The sequence below is a fragment of the Cryobacterium sp. TMT1-66-1 genome (assembly GCF_004403435.1).
Taxonomy (GTDB): Bacteria; Actinomycetota; Actinomycetes; order Actinomycetales; family Microbacteriaceae; genus Cryobacterium; species Cryobacterium flavum.
In genome coordinates, this window is the sequence record NZ_SOGP01000006.1 from 377,514 (window position 1) to 403,719 (window position 26,206).

The window sequence follows — 26,206 nt, forward strand, 5'->3', positions numbered from 1 at the left end:
CGTGCTGGTGCAGGGTTCGCTCCGCGAAGACGGTAGAGGTGTTCTGTGGCGTCGGGCGCTAGGAGGAGTGCTCGGGCTAGGGCGTCCAAGACGGCGTCGCTGGGGTGGTTTTCGCGGCCTTGCTCGAGACGCGTGTAGTAATCAACGCTGATCCCCGCAGCGGTGGAGACCTCTTCTCGCCGCAGGCCGGTGACACGTCGTCGGCTCCCGCCGCAGACGGTCGGGGACTCCAGACTGGCGTCAGCGCGTCGGGCCCGAAGGAAATCACCAAGCGCGTTGGGCACAGGCATCCTCCTCAGAATCCGCCCCGCCAGCAGGTGGGTGCAGGGCTCCTAGGAAGATTACGGTCTTCCCACCCGCCACCGTACCGTGGAGGCTTGAAAACGAAAGAATCCACGATCTGAAGGAGCTCCGGTGACGGTTTACACACACGGCTATCACGAATCCGTATTGCGGTCACATCGTTCGCGCACTGCCGAGAATTCCGCGGCGTATTTGCTTCCGCTGCTGCGGCCCACCGATCGCCTGCTCGATGTTGGCGCGGGTCCGGGCACGATTACCGCGGATCTTGCGGGGCTCGTCGCGGAGGTCACTGCAACTGAGATCGGGCCCAACGAGGTACAGCTCACCCGGGCAACTGCGGCGGAGCGCGGCACGTCCAACATCGACTTCCGGGTCGCGGACATTCATGCCCTCGAGTTCGACGACGGGAGCTTCGATGTCACTCACGCACATCAGGTATTGCAGCACATCGCCGACCCCGTGCTGGCTCTGCGCGAGATGGCTCGCGTCACTCGGCCCGGTGGCATCGTGGCAGTGCGCGACAGCGACTACAGCGGATTCTGCTGGTGGCCGCGGATCCCCGAACTTGATACCTGGCTCGATCTATACCGAACCGCCGCCCGTGCCAACGGCGGCGAACCCGATTCCGGTCGCCAGCTATTGAGATGGGCTCACGCTGCCGGGCTCGCAGACGTCACGGCCACTTCAAGCACCTGGTGCTATTCCACCCCGGCCGAGCGTGCCTGGTGGGGAGGAGTGTGGGCTGACCGCATCGTGAATTCAGCGATCGCCCGTCAAATCACCGGTTCCGGCCTTGCCACCCAGATGGAGCTGCAAGAAATCAGCAAGGCATGGACGAAATGGGCAACAGACGATGACGGCTGGTTCTCAATTCTCCACGGCGAGATCATCTGCCGGGTGAAGTGAACCGCAATCGTCGTCGGCGAGGCCTATTTCTTGGGCGCACCGCCCCCAGCGGATGCCGATCCTCAGGGCCGGGGAAGCTGAGTCGACTGACCCAACGTCGAATGCCAGGAACGGTTTGAGCGTTACTGCGGAATCGCACGTTCAGGGACGTCGGTCCTCACCGACGCGATGTGTGGTGAGGGATCCTTCGGGACGACGGTGAGCGGTGGCCGCATGCTCTGTTCTTCTTTCCCGTAGGGGGTTCCCCTGCGACACAGAGCCGGGGTACTCGACCGCAGGACTGTTTGGCCCGAGACCTGTCGCGCACGTCGTTCGGCTTGCGAACGGCTCACTAGCTCGCGATACGAACCTGGACGACGCAGTCCCTTCGCACCCGCTGCTCCCATCTACAACGGCTGGAGTGCGAACCTGTCCTCCGGCGAAAATAGGTACTCATGGTCGCAGCGGAACCCACGCAGCCACTGCTGGCCGTCGACGACGCGTAGATAGAAACCTTTCGGATACGCCACGTCGTCGCTGAATGGTGCCGAGGCGACCTTGAGCGCGCCCACCGGTGACCTGCCCGCGGACAGAACCGAATCAGGCGCGTTTGCCTGCGAGGCCATTGCGAGCCGGAGATACGGGCCGGTGTCTGGGGGGCAGAGCGCAAATCCTCGTTCACGGGCCACAGCGAAGACCTCCAGTAGCGTCGCCCCGGTGCGCAGACCGAGCTCACCTACATTGCGCTCGATGATCTTGATCTCCTCCTGGGCGCGCGGATCGAAGACCGTGTGATCGAGCAGCATGTCGGCGTACGCGTTGAGCAAGACGCCGTGTGAGCCCAGTTTCGTCCGCAGTTCGGCGCGGGTCGAACCTCCGACGTTAAGATGCAAGACTCTCGTCTCATCTCCCTCACGTCGGCACACGAAGCAAGGGTACTCCTTCACCAGTCGGAGTCGAAGGTAACCAATCCCTATCGGAATGGTGAGGCGTCCCGATAACCGTTCCGTTAACGGGCGCTTGTCTCGGGCCCTTGCTCTGCGGCGAAGCCCACCGGCAATGGCGAAGCGCATGGCCATCACGCCGAGGGTGACCAGTACAAAAGTGGCAGTTGGAGTCATGCGGCTCGCTGTCTCTTTCGGAAGGCTCAGATGAGCTTCTTGAGCATCTTCACCGAGGTTGTTTCGTATCCAAGGGAGTTGTAGAGCCCCCGGGCGCCGCTGTTGAATCCGAAGACACTGAGGCCGAGAGAATGCGCACCTTGTGAGCGTGCGTATTCCTCGCCAAGGAGCATTGCAGCTCGTCCGAAACCCTGACCGCGCTGGTCAGCGTTGATGACGACGTCCCAGACCCACCACGCCCCTGGATCGGCGCTGATATCCTGTCCGATCCACAGGTATCCCACTGCCTCACCCGCCTCGTTCAGGACGTGAAAGACGTCATTGCCGGGGCACGGAGAACCATCCGGGAACGAACGAGCCATGCTCTCGACCGCGATGCGTTGAGCTTCCTCGTACGATCCACCCTGGGTAACCAAATCACCGACGTATTCGGTACAGCTGCGGTCCAACCACGCTGGGAACTCGCTGGTGAGGATTCGCTGAAGGGTCACAGTCATCCGTCAATTCTTCCAGACAAGTGTCGCCGGCCAGCGATTCCTGGTCGCAGCAGTTCCGATGTATGCGACCCATCTGATGCTATATTTGTATAGCACTCTGAGGAGGGATTCCATATGCCGCAAATCAATCTCCGCGTTGACGATGAAACGGATCATCGCCTGCAATATCTGTCGGAGCGCACTGGGCGGTCGAAAACGTTTTATGCGACCGAAGCATTGACCCAGTATCTGGACGAGAACGAAGACTATCTCTTGGCCAAGGATGCGCTCGAGGAATTCACTCAGTCCAACGACGACGCCATTGACCTCGCCGATGTGGTCTGGCCTGTGTGAGCTACACGATCAGATTCACCCCGAGAGCTGCAAAACAGGTCAGGAAACTCGACTCGGCCGCCGCGAAACGGATTCGTGATTTTCTTGAGCAGAAGCTTTCCGTACTAGACAATCCGCGCCAGCTCGGTAAAAAGCTCGTCAACGAAGAATTCTGGCGTTACCGGGTCGGCGATTACCGAATCCTCACAAATATTGACGACGATCAAATCCTCATCCTCATTGTCGAGGTTGCACATCGTCGCGAGGTCTACAACAGGCTCTAAACACATCAGCAGCGCCGCTCGACGCACCAAGTGCGATATGGCCAGCGAAACGAGACGTGTCCCGCAGAGCGTTCGGCTCGTGGGCGGGGAGCAAGGATTCCTCTCACGTCCGTTGGGTTCAGGGCCGGTGCGCTCGTATGTCGTTTGTGAGTGGTCGGGCCACTGCTGTTCGGCTCTCAGATCGGGTCGCAAACTCTATGGACGGCGCAGGAACAGCGGGATGATCGCCAATACGAGCATCGGAAGATAGAACACTGCCATGGTCTGTGTCGGGATGAGGAAGAGCGTGAGGGGGAAGGCGAAGCTGTTCATCGCGATACTCAGGACTCCTGCGGTCACGAGAAACGCCGTCAGGGCAGTGGCGCAAATGGCCGATACGAGCAGCCAGCGTGGCCCGCGAGTGAGCAGGGGAACAAGTGTCAGCGCCAGCGGGGGAAGGGCGGACAGCAAAATGGGGACCGTCAGACTCGGCTGAGCTGAGAAGAAGCCTCCCAAGAGGACCACGAGCAGTGCGACGGCGAACGACCACACCTGCAGTTTGCGACCTCGGGTCGAGGAGGTCGGATGCGCGAATCGACCCGATTCCTCATCGAGGTCATGCATGGCCTGGGCGGCCACGACGGATGGTGTGCCGAGTTGGTCGAGGATAGCGGCTACGCCCACATCGCCGCGCTCCAGAGCGTCGCTGATGTGGGTTCGAATGCCGTCGAGGACTTCCGTACGGTACTTCTTGGGAACGCTCGCCAGCTCTTTTGCCAGTTGAGCTAAGTACCGCCTGTCCTGCGTTGCGCGTGAGCTGGTCTTCAGGTTCATGACTTCGTCTCCAAGATGTTGTCGACCGTGCTTCGGAACGGACCCCAAACCTCCGAGAACGCCCGCAGATTGTCGCGGCCGAGATCGGTCAGGGTGTAATACCGTCGGGGGCGACCAGCGTCGGATTCACTCCACTCAGTGGTGACCAAGCCCGACCGGCGAAGGCGGGACAGAAGCGGGTAGACCGTACCTTCGCCGGCCAGGAGTCCTCGCTCGCTGAGGCGGCGAGCGATGTCCAGCCCGTACCACTCCCCTTCACGCAGCAGCGCGAGCAGGCAGAATTCCAGGACGCCCTTCCGCAGGTTCGTTAGGACTTTATCTTCGGGTATACCCATGCATAGCACCATACCGGGTAATGCAAGGTTAGATCAACTGGACCGCTGCGGACAGCAGTCGTGGCCGCAATAGGGGATTGCGCCCGTAGGGGGTTCGGCTTACGGGTACGTGTGCATCCATTGGGTCGATATGGACGGGTGCAGTTGCGGTGAGTTCGTGGCCGAGGTAGCCATTCGAGGTGACACCGAGATATCATGTACATGACGTACTCAGTGTACGTTTGCACGCGCGGGTTCACCTGCGCAGGAAGGTTGAAATGCCACTCGTCGCCGATTACAGGTCCTTTACAGACGCGCGCTCGCATCTCAAGGAGGTGTTCGATGCGACCGCGCGCGGGCGAACCGTCACCGTGCAGCGCGATGGTCAGCTCTCTGCGGTCATGCCGGTGGATCGACTCCGGGCATACTTCTCTCGAACTGTATCGCCGCGCGTTCGCGTCACTCGGGAAGATGACCGCACGATTGCGTTGATGGATGGTCGCCCCTTCGTGTCTGAGGGTACGGATGTTGACGGCGCACTCGCTGACCTCGCTCTGTCGCTTCGTGAGTACGCCGAAGACTGGGACGACCGACTGGACCGTGCTCCGAATCACGCCGGCAACTGGGCACTCGTGCAGCTCATCAAACTTTCAACCGACGAGCAGCTCCTCGAATGGCTTGAGCGCGGCGGTGAGTAAGTACCCGGCCGCGACCCGCGAGGACCACGACGATTTCTGCGTGGCGGAGAAGTGGCAGCTCGTACGCGGCGCGTCAGGACAGCCTGTCAGGCATCACCGCACCTATGAGTTGGCGCTCTGGGACGGGCAGATCCTCCGCACTCGAATCTCCAGACCCGTCGACAGGTCGACGTACTCTGCCGGGATGTGGAACCACATTCTGCGAACCCAGCTCGCCGTTGACGCTGAGGCGTTCTGGGCCTATGTTCGTGAGAAGAAGTTGCCGACCCGCGGGGCACCCGAAACCGTGACCCAGAGGGAGCCATTACCGCTGTATCTTGTTCGGGCGCTCAACGAACTCGGCGTTGAGGAAAGTGAGAGCCTGGCACTCACCGCGGCGGAAGCAGCGCAGCTGCTCTCCGAGAAGATGGCGGAGCGCTACGGGCATCAACGCAGTTCGTGAGTGATTCGACAGCTACTGGACGGATGAGGCTTCGGGAAGGGTCACCGTGCTGGTGGCAGCGACTCTCTATGGCCTGATTTTGCTGATCTGCAGAGACGCCGGACGCCGACTGGTTCACCGTGTTGAGCGTCCCGTAAGAGGTCCGTCTTACGGGCACCGCAGGAGCTGCAAAGTTGTGACCGGTCGCGGTGAGATGCTAGTTCTGTGGAATTGGACAAAAGCAGGGATACGCAGGCCGTTGCCATTCGTCCGTACGGTCATGCGGATGCCGCAGGCACATTGGCAATATTTCTTGCCGCGGTGACAGAGACCGCTGCCGCCGACTATTCGCCGGAGCAGATTCAAGCCTGGGCTCGGCCAGAAGATCGCGACCTGTCCACCTGGCATGCGGCTATGCAGGCGCGGAACAGTTACGTGGCGACCATCGATGGCGCACCGGCCGGTTTCTCTGACGTGAACCCTGCGGGGTACATCGACATGCTGTTCGTCGCCCCGCGACATCAGAGACAAGGGGTAGCGCGACAGCTGATCGGCTACGTGGAGGCTCACGCGCGTAAGGCGCACATGGCAGCGCTAACGGCCGACGTCAGCGTTACAGCCCGCCCGTTCTTCGAACGCTACGGATTCACCGTCGAGGCAGAACAGCACCCAGTGAAGGCCGGCGTGCAGCTGACCAACTACAAGATGAAAAAGAACCTACTCGGCTCTGAGGTGCGCCTGACCGGGCAGCTTGTTTGCCACACCGAGGACCAGATGGCCACTGTGCGGGATCACCTGCCACTGTATCTTTCCCTGACCCGCGATGAACCGGGATGCCGATCCTTTATCGTCACGACGACGAACAATCCGCTGATATGGCAGGTCGAGGAGCGCTTCGAGGATGCAGCCGCCTTCGAGGCTCACCGGGAACGGGGCGCCGGCAGTGCGTGGGGCCACGCGTCTTCAGAAATCGAACGCCGCTACTCCGTGACCGGACGGTAGCCCCACGCCGTCTCAGCACCTGAACCTGCGATGAGAGCTGGGCTTGTCCAGGGAAGCGATCCCGCGTAGAGGGTTGGTCGACCGACACCGTGAACAGGGTTGCACGTCAGGGGACTCAATAGAGCTATCGAGCGCAGTTCTGCTCGCGTGTAATCCTCCAATAACTCACGTCATCGGAATCGAATGGCAGTTCAATCACCCCCAACTTCGCCGCGACGCGTTTGGAGACCTCGTTCTCCGTCTCGATCGTCGCCGAGATCGAGCCCAGTGATGAGATGCGAAACACGTGGTCGAGCATGCCGATCCCGACTTCCGTTGCATAACCGTTGCCCCAAGCCTTCTGATGCAAGACATACGTGAGTTCATCGAAGTCTCGATCCGGCGCTCGAATCACGCCACAGTAGCCTACAAACTCGCCAGATCGCGCGTCGAAGACGGCCGAGGTACCGTAACCGCGATCGACGTACTTTCGCTCGCAGATTTCGATCCACTGCGATACTTCGGGGCGGCTGAGGACGGTCCCGTCCCCGACAAATCGCATCACGTTCGGGTCCGCGCAGAGGTCTGAGAAGTCGTTGAGGTCGTCGCGGCGAAACTGACGCACCGATAGATGTTCGGTCTGGAATAACATCGGACCAGCCTATCCACGCCCGCAGGTCGTTCTTTTTAGCGGGCGTTATGAACGTGCGCGGCGACCCGCTCCTCTGATTCAATGACTGGATGCGCACATTCACGAACGTCCCCAAAGCCACTGTCGGCGATCGAGTCGCGATCCTATCCCCGGCGTTCGCGGCTCCGGCGGTGTCGGAGGACGTTCACGAGCAGGCGATGCGACGCCTCACAGAAGTCACTGGGCTTGTGCCGGTTGAGTATCCAACGACACGGCAGCTCGGTGCGAGCGCCGAGGCGCGAGCTGCCGATATTGAGGCGGCGTTCGCTGATCCGAGTATTCGGGCGGTTCTGGCAACGATCGGAGGGGATGATCAGATAACCGTCATCCCACATATCGACACCGACATCCTTGCCTCAAACCTCAAACCTCAAACCTCAAACCTCAAACCCCAAACCGTTCCTCGGATACAGTGACAACACGAACCTGCACAACCTTCTCTGGAACCTCGGGGTGCCCAGCTACTACGGTGGCTCAACACAAGTTCACCTCGGACCAGGCCCGCATGTCGATGACGTGCATGTGGCTTCACTTCGTGCGGCGCTTCTTGACGGAGGCATTATCGACCTCACCGATCCGGGCGAGTCCGAAGACTTCGGCGTCTCGTGGACGGATCGCCGCGCCCTGAGGGAATTCGGTATTCGTGAACCGACCGAACCGTGGGCATGGGCGGGCGCAAACACTGTGGCCGAAGGTCCGACGTGGGGTGGATGCATCGAAGTCATAGATCAAATCGCTCTCGCCAACCGGATGCCCGACGTCACCGACCTGGACGGAGCGATTCTCTTGCTCGAAACGAGCGAGGAACTCCCAAATACCGACACCGTGAAGCGTTGGGTGCGGGCCCTGGGCGAGCGAGGAGTTCTCGATGCCGTCGCCGGTGTTCTCGTCGCCCGGCCACCCGTCAGCGAACTGAATTCAGCCGTCCCGTTAGCGAACGAGCGCGCTCGACTGCGCGCAGTTCAGCGCGACACCATCATCGAGCAAGTCGCGCGATATAACTCCGGATCCGTGATCTGCGTTGGAGTGCCATTCGGACACACCAGACCGCAGTGGATCGTCCCGCACGGCAACACGATCCGGCTCGACGGCATAGCCCGCAAAGTCAGCGCCGACTACAGCTGAAGTCAACGCACTACGTTTCTAGCCGTCGGCCGCAACTGATGGTGGCGACTCCAACCTTGTTGTCGTCCGGCACAGGGTTCGCCTTTCGGGCACTGGCCCGCAGGCTGCTGCACTATGGGGCGATTGTGGTGGCCTGCGACCAGCAGACCATCCAATGGCCATCTTGATGCTCGTAAACATCAGTGTGCCAGGCGCGGAATTCAAGCTCATCGGCTATGCCGACGCTGAGGACTATTCGTGCGATGTATCTCAGAATCATAAGGTTCCCCGACGATTTAACGGAGATTTCTGATTCGGCCTCGAACACGAGGTACTCGAGTCGCTTCGATTCCACGTCGCCGAGATAGGTCGATTTTGTCCGTGTGGATCCGTTGGGCGTCACAAGTTGGTAATCGGGCGCATGGAGGCGCTCCGCAACGGCCATGTCGCGTTCGACGAGCGCGCGAAGTCTCTCTCGCTCGATATTCACCACGGTCGCAGGATCGATGTTCATAAGTCCTGTCTAACAGCAACGGCGACCGCCAGCCTGTGCCGCGGGTGATTGACATACTCGGCGCCGTTTAACGTTGCCCCAGGGGGCCGACCGGGACCTTCTCAAATTCACATGGTGCATGATGAGAGGGATGTTCACTCCTACCCGAGCTGCCGGCCTCGAAACCCTCGGCCTGTTCGTCCCTCATGCAGGGTTGGATTACACGCGAGACCGCAATCACGACACTGGACCCTCCCGTGAAAACGTCTCCGGTCTCTCTCCGTACCTCCGCCACAGACTCCTGACCGAGCGCGAAGTGGTTTCGGCTGTGCTTGAACGGCATCGGTTCGGTGCATGCGAGAAATTTGTGCAGGAAGTCTTCTGGCGGACGTACTGGAAGGGATGGCTCGAGCAGAATCCCGAGGTGTGGCGACGGTATCGCCGCGATGTGGCCGAGCTCGGGCTCGCGAGTGACACACGCTCCGGAGGTTACCGCGAAGCTATCGCTGGGCACACCGGCATTGATGCGATGGATGCGTGGGTGCGTGAGCTTGTGGACACCGGATACCTGCACAACCACACCCGCATGTGGTTTGCGAGCATCTGGATCTTCACGCTCGGCCTGCCGTGGCAACTCGGTGCGGACTTCTTCTACCGACACCTTCTTGATGGCGATGCCGCCTCCAACACGCTCTCCTGGCGGTGGGTTGCCGGGCTTCAGACCGCCGGAAAGACCTACCTCGCGACGGCATCGAACATTTCTCGCTACACCGAGGGCCGGTTCTCGCCATCGGGACTCGCCACGTCGGCACGAGCGATCATCGAAGAGCCACTGCCAACGCGGGCACCGATTGCTCCCGCCGAGTCCACCCCATTGGGCGCCCGAGTGGGGCTGTTGCTGCACGAAGAGGATCTGGACGCGGCAAGCCTGCGCGCCGAGCTTTCCTGGTTGGATTCGAACAGCCGACTCGTGGCTATCGCCGGATCCACCGATCCCGACGAGCGCTCGCCCTCCGGCGCCTCGGATGCAGTGCGTCGATTCACGGCATCAGCCCTCGATGACGCTGCCAAGCGGGCCTTAGACGCCCTCGGGCGACCGGCGAGAGTGCTACCCGACGCGCTCCCCTCCACGGTTCTGAAGTGGGCGGAGTCCGAACGCCTCGATACGGTGGTTATGCCGAACGCACCGGTAGGCCCGGTGCAGAAACGGATGCTGACGCTCGGCGCCGCTCTCGCCTCGGAGGGAGTAACGGTCACGATCGTCAGGCGGCGCTGGGACGCGCTCGCTTGGCCCTACGCCGCGCGCGGGTTCTTCCCTTTCCGCGAGCGGATTCCTGAACTGCTGCGCCAGCAGGGCTTGTAGACCCGGGACCCTGACACAGGGCGACACGATCAGCAGAGTCGAGCATCCGCCGGACACATCACGCGGCACAATGCCCAGAGCGTCGGTAACTGCTTACTAGTCGGTTCAGTCAATACTGCGATGTATTTCACAACGCCGTACCCACATTGGAGGAGCACGCGGAGAGTCTCGTGATTACCTCACATCGTCGACGAAATGCCCTGTCACCAATGTTTTCAGGGGGATTTCGGCTACTGTCACTTAACCGTGCAGCAGACCCCTCAAGGGTTACGCTTGCGGGATGGGCAGCAAGACTGACCTTCATTGGGTTAGTGGCGGTCAGCGTCCGAGGCAAGAATGGGCCCACTGCGCAAATCGAGTGCCGCGGAGCGGAGCGCGACACCTACCTGTGGATAGACCCAATAGAGGGGCAGCCCATGTGTGCTGCCCCTCTTCAAAAATAGGAAGGGTCGTCAGCGCCCCTTCGGACCCGCAGGGTTCTCGCGTTTGAAGAACCAGCGGCCCAGAAGGGTAACCAAGATTCCAATAAGCACGACGTCGGCGACGATCAGAAACGCGCGCATCCCATCACTGGACGCGATCGTGGCGGCATTAACGAAGGCCAGCAACCCGCAGAACACGATCGCGACCCAGCCCACGATCTGACGGCCGCTTGGCCGCTTGGCCTGACCTTCCCGTCTTTCGGTCACGGTGTTCTCCTTCAGTTTTGTATTCATCAGTAGGCGAAATTCCCTGCCTTGTCGCGCTTCTCTTGGCTCACACTACCGAGGTAGGCCGCCATGCGGCCGCCGCCGCCCACGGGCTAGTCGCGGAAGCGATTAGAGACCCAGAGAAGCCGCCAATCAGTCTTTCGGCCTGAGCCCAGAACGGCCCAAGATCCCGCGCAGACCGAATGGCCGTCGCAGCCGAGGCCACAGCTGAAGTCGCATGAGTCGTGACTACGGTCGAGGATGCGGAGGAAACCGAGTGGGTAGACGCCATGGCCGGGGCATCAGTTGCCACCATTGCAATGACGAGTGCCCCACCAGCGCGCGTCGTTCTGTACCCGCGGTCGATCTACTCGAGACCCGTTAAACGTTCGGCTTACGGGCAACGGCCATGGCTGTGGTGGGATAGAAGAATGATTTCCTCTGAACGTTCAGACATCGAAATCCGGACATACCCAGATTTGGCAAACCTGCCGAGAGTCGAAGTAATCGAGGAGTTGTATGCATCGGCTTCTCGCCTGCCACCACTGAGCGAGGCCCCGGAGGTCGCACATTCATTTGCTCGGCTTTATGGGTATGCGCGTCAACGGAATGACGTCGTTGGAGTGGGTGTCCTGGTCAGTGGGAATCTTGTTGGATTCGCCTATGGCCATCCGTGGTCGTGGGAATCCGAAACGGACGTTTGGTCGCAGCAACTCCGCCATAGACTTGGCCCTGATTCCGCGGCTCTGATCGACGAATCGTTTGCTGTATTGCTGCTTGCCGTACATCCGGCGGCCGGGCGTCGTGGCCTGGGGGCCGTGCTCCTTGAATCGCTCATGAATGGATCCAATGCCCAGACGCACTGGCTTCAGACGACAGACTTTGAAACGCCAGCGCTGCGGCTCTACCTGCGAATGAGATACCGCAGCTTGGGACATGGACCGGACGCGCCAAATGGGAAACCTGGGCTGGTTCTGATTCACACACGAAACGACGCCCGGTAGAGCGTTCGGCTATCGGGTTGTATTTTCACGCCTCCGTCAGTAGCTCGCGCAGACGGCTTCGTTCGTCCTGCGAAAGGCCAATGGTGTCGAAAACAGCGTCGGTGTTAGCTGCCGCCTCCCGAACGATCGAAGCAGTCTCGGCAATCCATTGGTCGGCTTCCGTGACCGACCACGATGCCTGCCGATCATGGGTTGGTGCGTGGGTTTTCGCGCCGGCCATTGCTCGCACCGATTCCGCATAGTCGCCTGCCACATCATCGGGCGAGACGCCCGCGTTGCCCAGGAGCAGAGCGCTAATCATCCCGGTGCGATCACGGCCTGCACTGCAATGGATGAGCACCCCCGTTTCAGCGTTCGCGATAGCTTGCATCGTTTCACGGACCAGATTTGGGAGTATTCGCCAGTTGTGTCGCCAGTATTCGGGCGAATCAAGAATCGGAAAGCAAACTTCACGGAACGCGGGGTTATCCTGATCCTCAGTCGGTGCGCTCACTATCACCAGGCTGGAGTGTGTGAAGTTGTCGATCACGGGGTCACCCTCTCGACCTCCAACCTCATGCATGCAGCGCAGATCCACCACTGTCGATAGCCCCCACTGGCGTGCTTCAGCCCAACCCGAATCAGTGAGCATTTCCCGACGCGGGCCCCGAGCTACGCGCTTGAAGACTGTCGATCCCGTGGTCGACAGCGGTGTGGGTAGGCCACCGAGATCGCGGGCGTTGAAGTAGCCGTTCCAGTTGAGGTTTCGCATCGTGCCAATCTAGTTGCCGAAGAGCATTCGGCCGGCAGTCGAATCCCGAGGTATTCAGTCATTCAGGGGCAGTGGGAGTCGTCCCGCAGGGGGGGGTTCCTCTTGCGGGCTTGCAATTCTCTTGCCGGCCGTTAGGCGAAATAGCCATGATTGCGGCGTTTGCATGTGCTCGTTGTCCCTTCCCATCATCGGGAAGTTTGCGCGCGCATCCTCCGTCGTGCGCGTGACTCTGACGCCCGCACGACGCTCTCGCTCCGAATGCCCGCTGACGCGCGCTCGTCCCTGCCCCGTTGGCTCCTACAGTCTCGAGCAAGTGCGTCGAAAAGTCGTCAGCGGAGGTTTGGCATACGCCGAAGGTAGCTGTGCAACGTATGCGGGTTTCTTACCCGCGGGTAGCCTGCTCCGAGGACGAGGTGCGAAATGACATGTGAACCTAGTGCCGCGGCGAACAGAAGCACCCCGCCACGCACGGTGTCAGACAACGACAGCGGTGAGCCGCTTCGACGGAGTTGAGCCCGCGCTACTCGTGCCCCGGGCAACATCACCAACGGCGCCGTGATGAGACCCGCTGTGTAGCTCTTGAAGGAGACCGAAGTCGCGACGTGCGTGACCACATGAGCTTCCAATCCGCCTAACACCGCTCGGTAGAGACGTGATTTTCCTTGGGAGCGTGCGCCGCGAACACAGGCCGCGCCAACCAGCACTCCCATGACCGCGATGGCGAGTACAGATTGCGCCGGAGAAACGACCACCCGGTCGCTGCCCAGACGTGCGGCGAGCAGCCTAGACGTGGCCGGGAAGGTAAACACTTCCTCGACATCGTGCACAAGCCAAGCGGCGAAGAGTGCCACCGCAGCGATCCGGGTTCCAGTTGGCTCGATCGACACAACGAAATCATAGCGGCCCCCGCCACCCGAACTTTTGCTTGCAGTGCCGGCGCAAATTTCGTGCCCGTTCGGAGCCCCGCAAGGGGTTCCCGTTGCCGGACTAGATAGTCCGGCAACGAGATTTCAATCGATGCCCTTCTCAAAGGCTAGATTCGAACTGACGTTGGATAGTGCGGTAAACGGTCGACCGCGCGACGTTGAAGAGTTCCGCAAGTTCCGCGCTGGAGTGAAGGCCGGCGTTGTGGACTTCGATCAAGTGTTTCCGCTGTGGCACCGACAGTTTGGGCTGCCTACCGCGAAGATGCCCTTTCGCTTTGGCCACCTGCATTCCTTCGCGCGTTCTGGCGCGGATCAGATTCGACTCGAATTCGGCGACCATCGCCAGGACGTTGAAGAGGAGGCGCCCGACCGGATCGTTCGGATCATGCACCGATCCGCCGATACTCAGCTTGACGTCTTTGGCTGTCAGCTCGTCAATGATGTCTTTCGCATCCCTGAGCGACCGTGCGAGTCTGTCGAGTTTGGCGACGACGAGGGTGTCTCCAGCACGGCAGGCGGCCAAAGCTTCGCGGAGCCCGGGCCGAGCTCGGTTCGTTCCGGTCAGACCATGATCGGTATAGATCAGTGACGATCTAACGCCCAATCGTTCTAGGGCATTTTGTTGGGCGGTGAGATCTTGTTCATCTGTGGAAACGCATGCGTATCCAATTAGGAATCCATTCATGGCGAAACTGTTCCGCTTTGCGGTGAGCGGGTCAATAATCGTCGCAGTCGGGGTCCGGCTTGCCGGCGGCGTTCGGCGCAGCACTCCGGGCTGCGACGTTACTCGGGGCGATTGAGTACGTCGCCATCCCCCGTCAGGTCGGCGTCGGTTCGGACCGGGAGGACCTCGAGACCCGGAGTCCGCACGAGCTCACGGATGAGCGCCGTCGTCCCGGCAACGAGCGTCGAGTCAAAGTCGATTTCGGTGGCGAGCACCCAGGAATGATCGTCAGGCCACAGGATGCTTCGCGATTGCGCCCACATCACGCCGTCGACCCAAGGCGCACGCCCGGGCCACGCAGCATCCGCGAAGGTGTTAGCGCCGGCCTCGAACAGAACGTAGTGCCGTCCAGTGCCTCCGTGTAGGTCGAAACGTGGCCCGGCTGCGGCTTCAAGAGTGAGCACGCCTGAGCCTGGTTCCGGCTCTGGGCGGGCACGGCCAGGAAGAGCGTCGATGACGGAACGCGCCCCGGCGATCCCCTGCCGGGCGGCCGTGAAAAGTCGCTCCCGAAGCGTCGGATCAGCGATATGCGCTGCATCCTCTTCGGCATTGCGGGCGGACGCGTCGTCGCTCGATTCGGGCCCGAAGTGTGCAATCCCTGCCGAGCTCACCAGACCGCCCCACCCCTCCCAGATCGCGGCGATACCCGCATCCGGAGTCGTGGTGTGACGGGCAAGAACAGTGGATGCCGTCGTCAACGAGGCTGCATCACGACAACCCTCAAACGTGTCTCCATAGCGCCAACCATCTGCCCCGATCGCGCCGTCGGCAGTGCCATAATCTCGCCGCAACAGCCGCGCGTACTGTGCCTCGGCGTGCATGGTCGTGCGGAACGAAGCCGCAGATTGTGCCCACGTGCTGCGCTCCCTCTCAAGCGACGCCTCGACGTCATCGACACCCTCGAAGTACGTCGCGGCATCGACACCCTGCCACGTCTTCGTATCACGCGGGCCATCGCGATCGACAGGATGAAACACGCGCGCGTACGCCTCGAAACCACGAGGAACAATTGACAGGATGCTGCCAAACGGCTCAGCTTCCAGAGGGCGAAGCCACTCACCCCGCCCAATGTCGGGCACCCACTCGAATTCTTCCGGCATACACCCATTCCCCCTAGACGCAACTGCCCGGCTTACTCGCTCGCACCGTACCGGGTATTGCAAGGCTTCACCGATTAGGCCTGTGCACGCCAGTCCCTTACCTGTCGCGTCGGGACTGTCTCTTAAACGGTGTTTCCGGCCTGACGCGCTGGACGTGGGTCTGGCGGGAAAGGTGCCGTGATGACGACACTTGATGCTGTGACGAAGAAAACGAAATCTGAGCCGACCCGTGAGGCGGTGGCGGCGAGGGAATGGGTGCGCCTGGCGAAGGAGCAGGGCCTGGCTCTGGACGGTCCTGATGGGCTGTTGGGCCAGTTCACGAAAACATTTCTTGAGGCGGCGCTGAATGAGGAAATGACCGATCATCTCGGCCATGAAAAGAACCGTGCGCCGGACGAGCGTGATGACAGCAACGTGCGCAACGGGACGCGGCCCAAAACGGTGATCAGCCCGTCGACGGGGCCGGTGACCATTCAGGTGCCTCGTGACCGGGACGGCTCGTTCACTCCGGTGATCGTGCCGAAACGACAGCGACGTTTGACTGGCGTCGATGAGATCGTGCTGTCGTTGTATGCCCGTGGCCTCACGACTGGCGAGATCAGCGCACACTTCAACCAGATCTACGGCGCGCAGGTCTCCAAAGAGACCATCTCCCGCATCACGGACAAGGTGATCGAGGAGATGCAGACGTGGCAGTCCCGCCCGTTGAACGGCGTCTACGCGGCGATCTTCATTGATGCGATCGTGGTGAAGATCCGTGATGGGCAGGTCGCCAACCGGCCCATCTACGCGGCCATCGGCGTGACCTTGGACGGGGACAAGGACATTCTCGGATTGTGGGCCGGCACCGGCGGTGAGGGCGCCAAGTTCTGGATGTCTGTCCTGACCGACATCAAGAACCGTGGTGTCACCGACACGTTCTTCCTGGTCTGTGACGGGTTGAAAGGATTGCCGGACGTTGTCGGGAACGTGTGGCCGTTGACGACGGTGCAGACGTGCATCATTCACCTCATTCGGAACACGTTTAAGCTCGCGTCGAAGAAGGATTGGGATGCGCTGAAACGAGCGGTGAAACCGATTTATACCGCTCCGACTGTTGACGCGGCACGGGCGGCGTTGGATGATCTGACCGAGATCTGGGGGAAGAAATACGGTGCGATCATCCGGTTATGGGAGTCGGCATGGGAAGAGTTCACCCCGTTCTTGTCCTACGATCCCGAGATTCGTCAGGTGATCTGCTCCACCAATGCGATCGAGTCGCTCAATGCACGGTATCGGCGGGCGGTGCGTGCTCGAGGACATTTCCCCACCGAGCAAGCCGCTCTAAAATGCTTGTATCTAGTCACTCGAAGTCTCGACCCCACCGGTGAGGGCCGAGCTCGTTGGACGATGCGCTGGAAACCAGCTCTCAACGCGTTCGCCATCACCTTCCACGACCGCTGGCCGAACGCAGAATCCTACTAATGAAAAACGCCGGAAACACCGTTAACGAGACACTCCCCGCGTCGCAACCCGCAGCCTGAGTCAGCAGAAGACTGCAACGGATCATGGCCAGGCTGGTGTGGCGTAGCCGTGGGACCGTGAGGACGTCCCGTACACGGTGCCGCTTGCGGGCGCTCTCAACCTCTGTTCCGATTGAGTTCGGAAACGGCGTTTTCTGATCTTCCCAGGCGCGGCGGTCCACTGTCGTTTGCCATGAATTGGGACCGCTGTAGGCGGCTTTCTGCCAGGTTCATGGGATCACCTGAATGGCCAGTTATGGGACCACCCGGGAAGCCTTGCCGGCGGGTCCTCGGTCCGCTTGTTTGATCTTCGCGTCAGATATTTCGACGGGGAGGTCATTGACGTTGGGATTCAGGGGGGTCAGTGTGAAAGAGACCAGGGAAGTGTTGCGAGGCTGGCTCGACGCGGTCGAACTGCGCGTCGTCGCGGAGCGAGCGAGTGTGGATCGGAAGACCGCGCGTCGCTATGTGATGGCCGTGTAAGCGGCCGAATTGGAACGCACCGCGCGGCTCGCGGCGATGACGGACGAAGTCGTCGGCGGGGGGACTTGGGCATGAGCGCATCAAAGCCGACTCGATGGAGATTTGCAGGGACCGCGATGGGTGGTTATTCCGCAGAACTCGGGCCGGTTCATCCACCGGAAAGTTCGGAGGGCTTTGTTGCTCCGGAAAGCTCGAGGAGTACATTCGGTTCATCTCCCACAACCCATGCATCGTGGCCCGGCTGGATGATTGCGAGGTCGCCTGGACCAGACTCCAGTTCTGTACCATCGTCCATGAGCACCATTTGCCGCCCGGAGAGAAAGTACTTCACATGGTATTTCTGGCAGGTCTCAGTGTTCACGACTGGCTTGACGTGTTCCGACCATTTCCACCCCGGCTCGAGCGTCTCCCGGGCCAGGTCGAGACCGCCGATGGTTACCGACTCAATGGTTCCCTTGGCGAAAGGCTTCTTCGTCTCATCCGGGGACGAAAAACTCTTCTTCACAATTGTTTTCATGATTTCCCCAGCCGCTTTGGAGGTTATGAAGTTCAGGATCTCTGCCCAGATGTCGGTTGCCAGCGATATGGGACCACGTCGTTGACAGGAGCATGAGACCACTTGGACGTGTCACCGAGCATCGCGGACTTCGCTTTCGGAGTCAAGGTCGCCGCGCATCGACTTTGAAGTCGCGGTCGATAACCGGTGAGCCTTCGGCCTACGGGCGCCGAGTTACGAGCAGGTACCCGGTCGTGTAGCAAAGACACGTCCGGGCTGGCACTATGGCAGGCATGGCTGATGATGCTCTTCTCCCAGGGGCGCTGCGAAACCGTGTGACCGTGTTCGTCAGAGAACACGTGCGGATTGCGCCGGGTCTGCTCGACCGTGTCATCGTCATCGGGTCTGCCGTCGTCGGCGACTGGTGGGAAGGAATCAGCGACATCGACCTCGTGCTGGTCACGCGACGTTCGCTCAGGCACGACGAACTCGTCGTGCTTGGTGACCTGCATCGATCTACGATTTCGGAAGGACCGATCGACGGTGTTCACCTGACCGAACAGCAGTTGGATGCGGGGCCGGAACGGATCGGGGTCGCCCCGCAGGTTATCGACGGCGAACTCGACGAGCAGGCACCCGGAGCGCGGCTCAGTTGGGTCACGTGGCGAGAAGTCGAATCGGGCATCGAGGGTTTCGTCGGCACCGCCGGTGCCATCGCCTGGTCACCCTCGACCCGGCGCTTCCCCCGCGTCGAGGAAGGCGTGCGAGCGTTTTCGCGGCAGAACCTCCGTGACTACTGGCGACCCCTCGGAGCTGGGGCGCGGGCTCAACTCTCGCCACGTCCTGATGGAGATCCCGTTGACGCTGTGACTCTGCGCTGGATCGCGCTTGGTCCGGCACGCCTCGTCGCGACGCTCGAAACCGGAAATATCATTTCGAAGTCGGCGAGTGGAACATTCGCGGCGCAACGCTGGCCAGAGTACGTCGAGTTGCTTTCGCGAGCAGTCGCGTCACGAACTGGGATAAACGAATCGTTCACCGCGGCGGATGAACGCGCAGCCCTCAACCTGCTGGACAAATGCGTGGCAGTGGCCGAAGCCGACAGCCGCTCACGCAAGCCTTAGCTCGGAGTGTTCGCAAGTCGTTCCGCCTCTGGGTGCTGCCCCGTCGCACAGTCGCTTCGCTGGGTGTCAGGATGAGGTCATGCACCGACTTGAAACTGTCAACGATTTCGCCGCGATCCGGGAGATTGAGCGCGAAGCGGGACAAGCGTTTCGAACAGTTGGCATGGACAGCGTCACTGACGATGATCCGGTCAGCGCCTCAACGTTCGAGGACTTTCTCGCTCGAGAAGGAGCGTGGGTGACGGTAGCTGACGACGATTCGGTGATTGCCTATTTACTGATCGAATCACTTGACGTTGCCATGCATGTCGAATAGATCACAGTGCATCCTCCGAGTGCGCGTCAAGGTGTTGGGGCGGGGCTCCTCGATGTTGCAAGTGAGTGTGCTGTGCAGAGAAATATGACGCGGTAACTCTGACCACTTTTCGTGACGTCCCTTGGAACGCACCGTATTACGCGCGTCTCGGTTTCATTGTGATGGCCGAAGGGCGATGGGGACCGGCGTTGCGAGACAAAGTCGCGACGGAAGAGAAGAATGGCTTGGAAAAGTGGCCCCGCGTCGTCAGGCAGCGACTCCTCGGCTGAGTGCCGTACAGGGTTCCTCTACGGGCATCGGAACGCAGCCTGCTTCCCTATGGAACGATTGTGGTGGCCTGCGACCAGACGACCATCCAATGGCCATCCAATGGCCATCTTGATACTCGTAAACATCCGTGTGCCAAGCGCGGAATTCAAGCTCATCGGCGGTGCCGACGCTGAGAACTATTCGTGCGATGTACTTCAGAATCGTCAGCTTTCCAGACGATCTGACGGAGATTTCTGACTCGGGCTCGAATACGAGGTACTCGAGTCGCTTCGATTCCACGTCGCTGAGATAAGCCGATTTTTTTTCCGTGTGGACCCGTTGGGCGTCACAAGTTGGTAATCGGGTGCATGGAGGCGCTCCGCAACGACCATGTCGCGTTCGACGAGCGCGCGAAGTCTCGCTCGTTCGATATTCACCACCGTCGCAGGATCTATGTTCATGTGCCCTGTCTAACAGCAGCAGCGGCGGCCGCCGCCGGCCTGTACCGAGGGGACCAACCCGCAGGTGCTAGAAGACATACTCGGCGTCGTTTAGCGTTTCCCTATGGGCGGTCTTCGAATCTCGCTTCGTTTGGGCTGCAATCCATTCGGCGAAGCATGGTCCGAGCTGTTCAACGTCGCAGTTCGGCACTAATCCGCCATCACGGATGGCGCGCCGCGTAGCGCCGGGAATCCGCAGGGGCCCCGCACGATGCCGTTGCAAATACAGGGCTTACCAGCCTGGTCCCGGCTTGGAAGCTTAACTACTCAAGTCTCGCGTCGAAGGGCAGTGATTCCCACATAGGCGAGCAGTGCCGTCCCGAACGTTCCGAGGAGACCAGCGAGGAATGCCGCATCAACGCCGAACCCTCCACTGAAGCTGATGACGACGTACCCGACAACCGCGAGCAGCACGAGGGCGATGTAGGACAGTCGAACGAGCCAACCCACCGGTGAGCGAACGACGGACATGAGAATCACCGCCGCCAACGGTGCAAGCATCATCCCGCCGAAAAGCAGAGCCGGCGCCACCCGCACATCGCGGCCAGAGCAGGGACCCATGAGGTTGCACGCCGTGGGGAATCCTTGCGCCATCCAGAATACGAGCCAAGTAACGACCACAATGGCCACCGCGGGAAACAGTAATCCGAGGCGACTTTTCAACCGAATATGGGAAGTCATGTCACGAGTGTGGCATTTCGGCGCGCAGAATGAAGCACTACAGAGCCGTATGATGACAACTCGTTACCGCTCAGGCCGGGTGGCCAACTCCACGGGTCCAAAGACGCTTTTAACCAAGGCGGACGAGCGCCAAGCTCCGGAACCTCCAGCGCCACGAGCGGAGCGGTCGTGGTGCGGCGGCTCAACATCGCTAGAAAACTCGGCGTCCCGTAGAGGGGTCGGATAAGGCGGATTCCACTCGGCCACCCCCGGCGGAATTCTTAGGCTCCTTGACCGGTATGACGTCGCCCTTGCCGGCGTCAAGACGGTCGTGGTTGGGCGAAGCCTCATCCTTGGCCGGCCGGTTGGGATGCTCCTCCTTGCCCGCGATGCGACGGTGACGTTCTGCCACTCGAAGACAAGAGAGCTCGCAGATGCAGTTCGCGACGCGGATATTGTGATCGCCGCAGTGGGACGACCGGAACTCATCCGTGGAGCCTGGATGAAGCCAGACGCAGTCGTTATCGATGCTGGGTACAACCCCGGCAACGTTGGAGACGTCGAGTTCGCGGGCGCAGCGTCGCGAGCCAGACACATCACGCCCGTACCGGGCGGCGTGGGCCCAATGACAATCGCGGTTCTACTCGATCAGACTCTCGATGCCGCCCGAAGCACCGGCTGAGCTGTTGAGCCAGCTTTCACAAGACTCCTTCTGGGAGCCATGAACGGGTCCTCAAACGGGCGAGTGAACCGCCGAGTCCTGCGTTGCCAGCATGCAGCATCCTGATTCCCAGGAGAGCCCCGCTGAGGGTTCCGCTTACAGCCTTTAGGTTGGAAGGATGGATGAAGAGGTGTTAGCCGGGGGAAACTCAAGCACGGTCGTGCGGGTAGGCGACACGGTTCACCGCCCAGCAGGACTACGGACTCCCGCGGTGCATCAACTTCTGACCACACTCCGCGCGGCGGGAGTGACGGAAGTACCCGAGCCCTTCGGCCTGGACGAGCAGGGCCGCGAAGTGCTCTCCTACCTCCCTGGAATCGTCGGCAACTACCCAATGCCAAGCTGGATCTGGTCGCCGACGATGCTGCACGAGACTGGGTCTTTGCTCCGACGGGTACATGACGCCGACGCGCCACTCGCACACCGGGCCGCCACGTGGCAGCTGCCGGCGCACGAGCCAATCGAGGTGGTGTGCCTGAACGACGTCGCTCCCTACAACATGGTCTTCCAAGACGGGCACATCACGGGACTTATCGACGTCGACATGGCTTCTCCGGGGCCTCGGATTTGGGATCTCGCTTACCTCGCATATCGGCTCGTACCGCTCGGCGAGTACACAGACCATGACGTTCCAGGAGAGGATGCTCGCCCCGGTCGGCTCGATGCACTCATTCGTTCCTACGGATATGACTTCGACCAGGCCGCCGTCCTCCTTACGGCAGCGGATCAAATGGAGGATCTGGCCATTTTCACGGATCAACGTGCCGCCGACACAGGTCGCAATGACTTCATCGAACACGCCGCACTCTACCGACGCGATCGCGCCCGACTTCTCGAAATGAGCGCGAGCCTGTAGCTACGGGTTTTTCAGACCCTTTAGCCGTTTCTCCGCGGACCAGTTCGCGGGCTGCCTCCGCGTCTACGATGCCGTCTAATCTTGGGCCATGGTTGATCAATCCGTTGTGACTCTGATCACGGGCGCCGAACACCGGCTGCTACTTCCTTCGGTGCGCCGACGCGGCTCAGAGGTAGATTCCTCACCCCAGGCTGCGGCGCCGTGTTCGGCGAAACAGCTCTGTCCGCTGGCGGTAGAAACGGGCAGCGCCTACTACCCGGGCGGGAAGTGATGAGCCGGCTGGACGGGGAGACCAACGGAACCTCCGCGAGATGAACGCCGGCGAGCTACTGGAGGCGATCGACGCCCACGACGAGACGCTCAGCATCGGGTTGCCGTTCGAGGACCGCGTCCGGTTGGCGGTGGATGACGTCTACTCGTCGTTCACGGACTCCACGGTCGCGGGTCTGATCCGGCGGGCGGGGCTGCGTTACCCGAACGCTGACCTGCGCCGCATCGACTTGCTCGACGAGTGCGACCCTGAACCGGCAGCTCCTGGCCCTGCTCGGCACCTGCCCTTCGTGGGCCGGCAGCAGAACGTCGTCTTCCAAGGGTTCACCGGGTCGGGGAAGTCGTATCTGGGTGGCGCGCTGCCCAGGGCGGATAGGACGGCGAGGCTGGGCTCGGGCATCGCGTGGAGGCGCGGCAGGAAGTAGAGGGCGGTGCCACTGACCCCCAAGGCTGAACATTGGGCTGTATCACAGCAGCCCGCGAAGCGCAGTCCCCTCATGAGCCGACGTGTGATCATCTGCGGCAAGTCATACCTTTCAATTGCGCCTGTGTTGAACGCTCAATATGGGCAAAGTCATTGGTGACTACTTGGCAATCCACTACCCACAAGGAAAAGGATTTTTCATGCTTAAAAGATTTTCGGAACAGATGCGTCTCAAGCTCTTCACCGCAGCGGCTGCCTCGTCGGCGATCCTGATCGGCATGACCGGACTGGCCCATAGCACGCCCGCTTCGGCCGCTCCCGCCCCACAAGCCAACGGTACCGCTGCTGCCGCAGTCCCCGGCGAGCTCGTCGTCGGCTACGTGGCCGGCGCCTCCGCCGACCAGCGCGAGCGTGCCCGCGGGCAAGCCTCGGCCCACTTCGCCGAGCGGATCGTCGCCGCGGCCGCCGACCGCACCGAGGTCGAGCTCGTCCGTCTGCCGCAGGGCAAGAACCTGAACCAGGCGATCGCGCAGCTGAAGAGTGACCCCGCCGTCGCCTACGCCGAGCCGAACTACGTCATGACCCACCAGGCCACCGCCACCGACCCCATCTTCACCAGCACTAATACCTCCCAGGACCTCTGGGGCATGTACGGCGACGCATCGACCCCCGCCAACGCCTACGGCAGCCAGGCCGCCGAGGCCTGGACCGCCGGCCACACGGGGTCGAAGAGCGTCTACGTCGGGATCATCGACGAGGGCATCCAGTACACCCACCCCGAGCTCTCCGGGCAGGTCTGGACCAACCCCTACGAGACCGCGGCGGACGGCGTGGACAACGACGGCAACGGCTATGTCGACGACGTCAACGGCTGGGACTTCGCCAACAGCGACAACACCATCTATGACGGTGGCTCCAGCGGCTCGCTCGACGACCACGGCACGCACGTGTCCGGGACCATCGGTGCCAAGGCCAACAACGGGCAAGGCGTAGCCGGCATGAACTGGGACGTGACCCTGATCAGCGGCAAGTTCCTCGGCCGCCAGGGCGGATCCCTGGCCGACGCGGTCAAGTCGGTCGATTACTTCACCGACCTCAAGACCCGCCACGGCCTGAACATCGTGGCGACCAACAACAGCTGGGGCGGCGGCGCCTTCTCCCAGACCCTGCTCGCCGCCATCACGCGCGCCAACACCGCGAACATCCTGTTCGTCGCGGCCGCCGGCAACAGCGGCACGAACAACGACACGACGGCGTCCTACCCGTCCAACTACGACGTCGCCAACGTCATCGCAGTCGCCGCCATCGACCGCAATGGGGCGCTGGCGTCCTTCAGCCAGTACGGCGCCACGACCGTCGACCTCGGCGCCCCCGGAGTCGGTGTCTGGTCGACGACCGCCTTCAACACCTACTCGTCCTACAACGGCACCTCAATGGCCACGCCACACGTCACGGGCGCGGCCGCCCTCTACGCCTCCACGCACCCCGGTGCGACAGCGGCGCAGATCAAGAGCGCGATCCTGAGCTCGGTCGTCCCGACGGCCTCCCTCAGCGGCAAAACGGTCACCGGCGGACGGCTCAACATCAGCGGCTTCTGACCTAGAAGACGGTCAGCGGGTGTGGTCGGGGCGAGAGCCCGGACCACACCCGCTTCTCGTTGCCGAGCGCCGTCTCCAGAATTGACTGACAGTTCACGACGCCACGCTCAACAACGGGCTCGTCGTACACCACGTCCGCGGACTCAACTAGCCGTCATTGCGGCTCTTCTCAGTTTGGTGTTCGGCGCCACAGCGGCGAGTGCCAATCACTCATGGGGCGGCTATCACTGGGCTCGAACCAGTAACCCGTTCACGTTGAAACTCGGCGACAATGTGACCTCTGCCTGGGACTCCTACCTGGCGACCACGTCAAGTGATTGGACCCAATCGCATGTTCTCCCTCTCTGTCAGGCTGAGATGAGACACCCCGTTCGTTGAGGGGTGACCTTTTGAGAGGGCGGGGATCGGACATAATCATGTTGAATCCACAAGCCCCAGAACCATCGCTGGTCGATGGTGTTGATCCGGCACCGAAGCTGACTCGGCAGTCCTTCACCGCGGAGTACCGGGAAGGTGTTTTGGTCTAGTGCGAGGCGGCTCCTCATGGGGGAAGTCCGCAGTGCTGCGGCGTGAGGGGATCCATCAGACCCAGGTTGCCGAGTGGGCCAGGGCCCGGGATGCGGCGGCGGCCGGCGAACCGTAACCCCGGTCGAAGGACTCGTCAGCGTCGGCCAAGTTGGTGAAGTCCGAGGCCGAGAACAAGCGCCTGGCCCGGCAGTTGGAACAGACCCAAGCACCGCTGGACGTGATCGGAAAAGCGCACAGGCTCTTGGAGCTGCTCTCGTTGAGCGACGACGAGAGCCACCCGCAGACGAGGAACCGGCGGTGAGCGGCGCGACGATTCTGGATGGGGCGTTCACCGCGTTGATCGCCCCGTCGGTCACCGCGGTGATGGCGTGCGCGTTGACCGGCCGGTCCCGGGCCACCCATTACCGGCGGGCGAATCCGCCGGCACCAAAGACGAACCCGGTGGCCCAGGCCGAGCGGGCCAAACCGCCGTCGACGCTGTCTGAGGACGAACGGGCAGGCGTGTTGGCGGTGATCAACTCGGCGCAGTATGCGGATTTGTCGATCTGTCAGACCTGGGCTCGTGAGCTCGACGAGGACCGGTATCACGGGTCAATGTCGACCATGTATCGGATCGCGTGGGCTGCCGGGCAGACCCGCGAACGCAGACGTCTGGCGACGCCTCCGGCGAAGGTCAAACCCGAACTCCTGGCCACCGGGCCCTCGAAAGTCTGGTCGTGTTATGCCGACATTGTGACTATGCCGATGTTGGTCTCCGATGCCAGGTTTCGGGCGTGACGCGTGCCGGGTGCTCGGCCTGAGCACGCCGCTCCCCGGTCTCACCGTAGGCCCGCAACAGGCGATACATCGTCGCTACCGAGCACAGGTAGGTGCCCTCGTCGAGGAGAATCGCCTGGATCTCTGCCGGAGCCTTGTCCACGAACCGGTCCGACCGCAGCACCTCCAGAACAGCGGCACGCTCAGGCTCGGTCAGCGCGCGCGGTTGCTTCATCGGCTCCGGCCGGG

The 26,206-nt window shown here is 61.5% G+C and carries 32 protein-coding genes and 2 pseudogenes; 18 read left to right on the forward strand and 16 right to left on the reverse strand.

Annotated elements, in window-relative coordinates; translation table 11 throughout:
- Positions 1-47: 47 nt before the first annotated feature.
- Positions 48-290: pseudogene (locus E3T29_RS20620) on the reverse strand (helix-turn-helix domain-containing protein); the annotation flags it as partial.
- A 124-nt stretch (positions 291-414) separates the two neighbouring features.
- Between E3T29_RS20620 and E3T29_RS04240 the strand changes: the two are divergent.
- Complete coding sequence (locus E3T29_RS04240; protein WP_134344176.1) at positions 415-1,209, forward strand: class I SAM-dependent methyltransferase; 795 nt, start codon at positions 415-417, stop codon at positions 1,207-1,209.
- A 386-nt stretch (positions 1,210-1,595) separates the two neighbouring features.
- On the opposite strand, the gene E3T29_RS04245 is transcribed toward E3T29_RS04240, so the two are convergent.
- A complete protein-coding gene (locus tag E3T29_RS04245) occupies positions 1,596-2,081 on the reverse strand; it encodes a hypothetical protein (protein ID WP_241987627.1) in 486 nt (161 codons plus the stop codon).
- A 254-nt stretch (positions 2,082-2,335) separates the two neighbouring features.
- Entirely contained in the window at positions 2,336-2,806 is a 471-nt protein-coding gene (locus tag E3T29_RS04250) for a GNAT family N-acetyltransferase (RefSeq protein WP_134344177.1), read from the reverse strand.
- Between the two features lie 114 nt (positions 2,807-2,920).
- Between E3T29_RS04250 and E3T29_RS04255 the strand changes: the two genes are divergently transcribed.
- Together E3T29_RS04255 and E3T29_RS04260 are read left to right on the forward strand one after the other, a co-directional pair.
- Positions 2,921-3,139 carry a TraY domain-containing protein gene (locus E3T29_RS04255; protein WP_092448772.1) on the forward strand — a complete coding sequence of 73 codons (219 nt, stop codon included), beginning with the start codon at positions 2,921-2,923 and terminating at the stop codon, positions 3,137-3,139.
- Positions 3,136-3,402, forward strand: coding sequence for a type II toxin-antitoxin system RelE/ParE family toxin (locus tag E3T29_RS04260; protein ID WP_134344178.1), 267 nt, complete (start codon positions 3,136-3,138; stop codon positions 3,400-3,402). The genes E3T29_RS04255 and E3T29_RS04260 overlap by 4 nt, the downstream gene beginning before the upstream one ends.
- A gap of 195 nt (positions 3,403-3,597) precedes the next feature.
- On the opposite strand, the gene E3T29_RS04265 is transcribed toward E3T29_RS04260, so the two are convergent.
- Together E3T29_RS04265 and E3T29_RS04270 are read right to left on the reverse strand one after the other, a co-directional pair.
- Positions 3,598-4,215 carry a hypothetical protein gene (locus E3T29_RS04265; RefSeq protein ID WP_134344179.1) on the reverse strand — a complete coding sequence of 206 codons (618 nt, stop codon included), beginning with the start codon at positions 4,213-4,215 and terminating at the stop codon, positions 3,598-3,600.
- Positions 4,212-4,550 carry a PadR family transcriptional regulator gene (locus E3T29_RS04270; protein WP_134344181.1) on the reverse strand — a complete coding sequence of 113 codons (339 nt, stop codon included), beginning with the start codon at positions 4,548-4,550 and terminating at the stop codon, positions 4,212-4,214. The genes E3T29_RS04265 and E3T29_RS04270 overlap by 4 nt, the downstream gene beginning before the upstream one ends.
- A gap of 257 nt (positions 4,551-4,807) precedes the next feature.
- Between E3T29_RS04270 and E3T29_RS04275 the strand changes: the two genes are divergently transcribed.
- The 3 genes from E3T29_RS04275 to E3T29_RS20095 all read left to right on the forward strand — a co-directional run bounded on the left by E3T29_RS04275 (position 4,808) and on the right by E3T29_RS20095 (position 6,650).
- Entirely contained in the window at positions 4,808-5,227 is a 420-nt protein-coding gene (locus E3T29_RS04275) for a hypothetical protein (protein ID WP_092342633.1), read from the forward strand.
- Positions 5,220-5,669, forward strand: coding sequence for a cytotoxic translational repressor of toxin-antitoxin stability system (locus E3T29_RS04280; protein WP_134344183.1), 450 nt, complete (start codon positions 5,220-5,222; stop codon positions 5,667-5,669). Before E3T29_RS04275 ends, E3T29_RS04280 begins: the two co-directional genes overlap by 8 nt.
- A gap of 204 nt (positions 5,670-5,873) precedes the next feature.
- A complete protein-coding gene (locus tag E3T29_RS20095) occupies positions 5,874-6,650 on the forward strand; it encodes a GNAT family N-acetyltransferase (RefSeq protein WP_241987628.1) in 777 nt (258 codons plus the stop codon).
- A gap of 124 nt (positions 6,651-6,774) precedes the next feature.
- Here the strand turns inward: E3T29_RS20095 and E3T29_RS04290 are convergent, their stop codons facing one another.
- Positions 6,775-7,281: a GNAT family N-acetyltransferase gene (locus E3T29_RS04290; protein ID WP_134344184.1), complete on the reverse strand. Its 507-nt coding sequence runs from the start codon at positions 7,279-7,281 to the stop codon at positions 6,775-6,777.
- An 89-nt stretch (positions 7,282-7,370) separates the two neighbouring features.
- On the opposite strand from E3T29_RS04290, the gene E3T29_RS20625 reads away from it, so the two are divergent.
- A complete protein-coding gene (locus tag E3T29_RS20625; RefSeq protein ID WP_370449107.1) occupies positions 7,371-7,736 on the forward strand; it encodes an LD-carboxypeptidase in 366 nt (121 codons plus the stop codon).
- 106 nt (positions 7,737-7,842) lie between these two features.
- Positions 7,843-8,445: a hypothetical protein gene (locus E3T29_RS20630; RefSeq protein WP_370449116.1), complete on the forward strand. Its 603-nt coding sequence runs from the start codon at positions 7,843-7,845 to the stop codon at positions 8,443-8,445.
- Positions 8,446-8,557: 112 nt separating this feature from the next.
- Here the strand turns inward: E3T29_RS20630 and E3T29_RS04300 are convergent, their stop codons facing one another.
- Positions 8,558-8,938 (reverse strand): nuclear transport factor 2 family protein, encoded by a 381-nt coding sequence (locus E3T29_RS04300; RefSeq protein ID WP_134344186.1) that lies wholly within the window; start codon positions 8,936-8,938, stop codon positions 8,558-8,560.
- Positions 8,939-9,068: 130 nt separating this feature from the next.
- Between E3T29_RS04300 and E3T29_RS04305 the strand changes: the two genes are divergently transcribed.
- Positions 9,069-10,280: an FAD-binding domain-containing protein gene (locus tag E3T29_RS04305; RefSeq protein ID WP_134344188.1), complete on the forward strand. Its 1,212-nt coding sequence runs from the start codon at positions 9,069-9,071 to the stop codon at positions 10,278-10,280.
- 452 nt (positions 10,281-10,732) lie between these two features.
- Here the strand turns inward: E3T29_RS04305 and E3T29_RS04310 are convergent, their stop codons facing one another.
- Positions 10,733-10,969 carry a hypothetical protein gene (locus E3T29_RS04310; protein WP_134344190.1) on the reverse strand — a complete coding sequence of 79 codons (237 nt, stop codon included), beginning with the start codon at positions 10,967-10,969 and terminating at the stop codon, positions 10,733-10,735.
- A 431-nt stretch (positions 10,970-11,400) separates the two neighbouring features.
- Here E3T29_RS04310 and E3T29_RS20635 point away from each other — a divergent pair, with 431 nt between their 5' ends.
- On the forward strand, positions 11,401-11,973 hold the full coding sequence (locus tag E3T29_RS20635) for a GNAT family N-acetyltransferase (RefSeq protein WP_166792316.1): 573 nt from the start codon (positions 11,401-11,403) through the stop codon (positions 11,971-11,973).
- Between the two features lie 25 nt (positions 11,974-11,998).
- Here E3T29_RS20635 and E3T29_RS04320 read toward each other — a convergent pair whose 3' ends face one another.
- The 4 genes from E3T29_RS04320 to E3T29_RS04335 form a co-directional block, all read right to left on the reverse strand.
- Positions 11,999-12,724: a tyrosine-protein phosphatase gene (locus E3T29_RS04320; protein WP_134344194.1), complete on the reverse strand. Its 726-nt coding sequence runs from the start codon at positions 12,722-12,724 to the stop codon at positions 11,999-12,001.
- 329 nt (positions 12,725-13,053) lie between these two features.
- Positions 13,054-13,611: an HXXEE domain-containing protein gene (locus E3T29_RS20640; protein WP_166792317.1), complete on the reverse strand. Its 558-nt coding sequence runs from the start codon at positions 13,609-13,611 to the stop codon at positions 13,054-13,056.
- 139 nt (positions 13,612-13,750) lie between these two features.
- Complete coding sequence (locus E3T29_RS04330) at positions 13,751-14,335, reverse strand: recombinase family protein (RefSeq protein WP_134344195.1); 585 nt, start codon at positions 14,333-14,335, stop codon at positions 13,751-13,753.
- 98 nt (positions 14,336-14,433) lie between these two features.
- The gene (locus E3T29_RS04335) at positions 14,434-15,351 is read right to left on the reverse strand and encodes a hypothetical protein (RefSeq protein ID WP_241987629.1); all 918 of its coding nucleotides are present in this window, start codon (positions 15,349-15,351) and stop codon (positions 14,434-14,436) included.
- Positions 15,352-15,651: 300 nt separating this feature from the next.
- Between E3T29_RS04335 and E3T29_RS04340 the strand changes: the two genes are divergently transcribed.
- Positions 15,652-16,938: an IS256 family transposase gene (locus E3T29_RS04340; RefSeq protein ID WP_134344199.1), complete on the forward strand. Its 1,287-nt coding sequence runs from the start codon at positions 15,652-15,654 to the stop codon at positions 16,936-16,938.
- A gap of 669 nt (positions 16,939-17,607) precedes the next feature.
- Here the strand turns inward: E3T29_RS04340 and E3T29_RS04345 are convergent.
- Positions 17,608-17,976, reverse strand: coding sequence for a cupin domain-containing protein (locus E3T29_RS04345; protein WP_166792318.1), 369 nt, complete (start codon positions 17,974-17,976; stop codon positions 17,608-17,610).
- Positions 17,977-18,296: 320 nt separating this feature from the next.
- On the opposite strand from E3T29_RS04345, the gene E3T29_RS04350 reads away from it, so the two are divergent.
- Complete coding sequence (locus tag E3T29_RS04350; protein ID WP_241987630.1) at positions 18,297-19,079, forward strand: aminoglycoside adenylyltransferase domain-containing protein; 783 nt, start codon at positions 18,297-18,299, stop codon at positions 19,077-19,079.
- A 79-nt stretch (positions 19,080-19,158) separates the two neighbouring features.
- Positions 19,159-19,395 (forward strand): hypothetical protein, encoded by a 237-nt coding sequence (locus tag E3T29_RS04355; protein ID WP_134344202.1) that lies wholly within the window; start codon positions 19,159-19,161, stop codon positions 19,393-19,395.
- A 473-nt stretch (positions 19,396-19,868) separates the two neighbouring features.
- On the opposite strand, the gene E3T29_RS20645 is transcribed toward E3T29_RS04355, so the two are convergent.
- Together E3T29_RS20645 and E3T29_RS04360 are read right to left on the reverse strand one after the other, a co-directional pair.
- Positions 19,869-20,105, reverse strand: coding sequence for a DUF4440 domain-containing protein (locus tag E3T29_RS20645; RefSeq protein WP_370449108.1), 237 nt, complete (start codon positions 20,103-20,105; stop codon positions 19,869-19,871).
- A 306-nt stretch (positions 20,106-20,411) separates the two neighbouring features.
- Positions 20,412-20,825 (reverse strand): hypothetical protein, encoded by a 414-nt coding sequence (locus tag E3T29_RS04360; protein WP_134344204.1) that lies wholly within the window; start codon positions 20,823-20,825, stop codon positions 20,412-20,414.
- 244 nt (positions 20,826-21,069) lie between these two features.
- Here E3T29_RS04360 and E3T29_RS04365 point away from each other — a divergent pair.
- From E3T29_RS04365 to E3T29_RS04390, 5 genes and pseudogenes are all read left to right on the forward strand, one after another.
- Positions 21,070-21,486, forward strand: a pseudogene (locus E3T29_RS04365) (bifunctional 5,10-methylene-tetrahydrofolate dehydrogenase/5,10-methylene-tetrahydrofolate cyclohydrolase); the annotation flags it as partial.
- A 250-nt stretch (positions 21,487-21,736) separates the two neighbouring features.
- Entirely contained in the window at positions 21,737-22,381 is a 645-nt protein-coding gene (locus tag E3T29_RS04370) for a phosphotransferase (protein ID WP_241987631.1), read from the forward strand.
- Between the two features lie 311 nt (positions 22,382-22,692).
- Positions 22,693-23,076: a hypothetical protein gene (locus tag E3T29_RS04375; RefSeq protein WP_134344209.1), complete on the forward strand. Its 384-nt coding sequence runs from the start codon at positions 22,693-22,695 to the stop codon at positions 23,074-23,076.
- A gap of 199 nt (positions 23,077-23,275) precedes the next feature.
- On the forward strand, positions 23,276-24,673 hold the full coding sequence (locus tag E3T29_RS04380) for a S8 family peptidase (RefSeq protein WP_198417711.1): 1,398 nt from the start codon (positions 23,276-23,278) through the stop codon (positions 24,671-24,673).
- 825 nt (positions 24,674-25,498) lie between these two features.
- Positions 25,499-25,978 (forward strand): hypothetical protein, encoded by a 480-nt coding sequence (locus tag E3T29_RS04390; RefSeq protein ID WP_134344212.1) that lies wholly within the window; start codon positions 25,499-25,501, stop codon positions 25,976-25,978.
- On the opposite strand, the gene E3T29_RS19560 is transcribed toward E3T29_RS04390, so the two are convergent.
- Positions 25,938-26,192: a hypothetical protein gene (locus E3T29_RS19560; protein ID WP_166792319.1), complete on the reverse strand. Its 255-nt coding sequence runs from the start codon at positions 26,190-26,192 to the stop codon at positions 25,938-25,940. The genes E3T29_RS04390 and E3T29_RS19560 overlap by 41 nt on opposite strands.
- Positions 26,193-26,206: the final 14 nt, after the last annotated feature.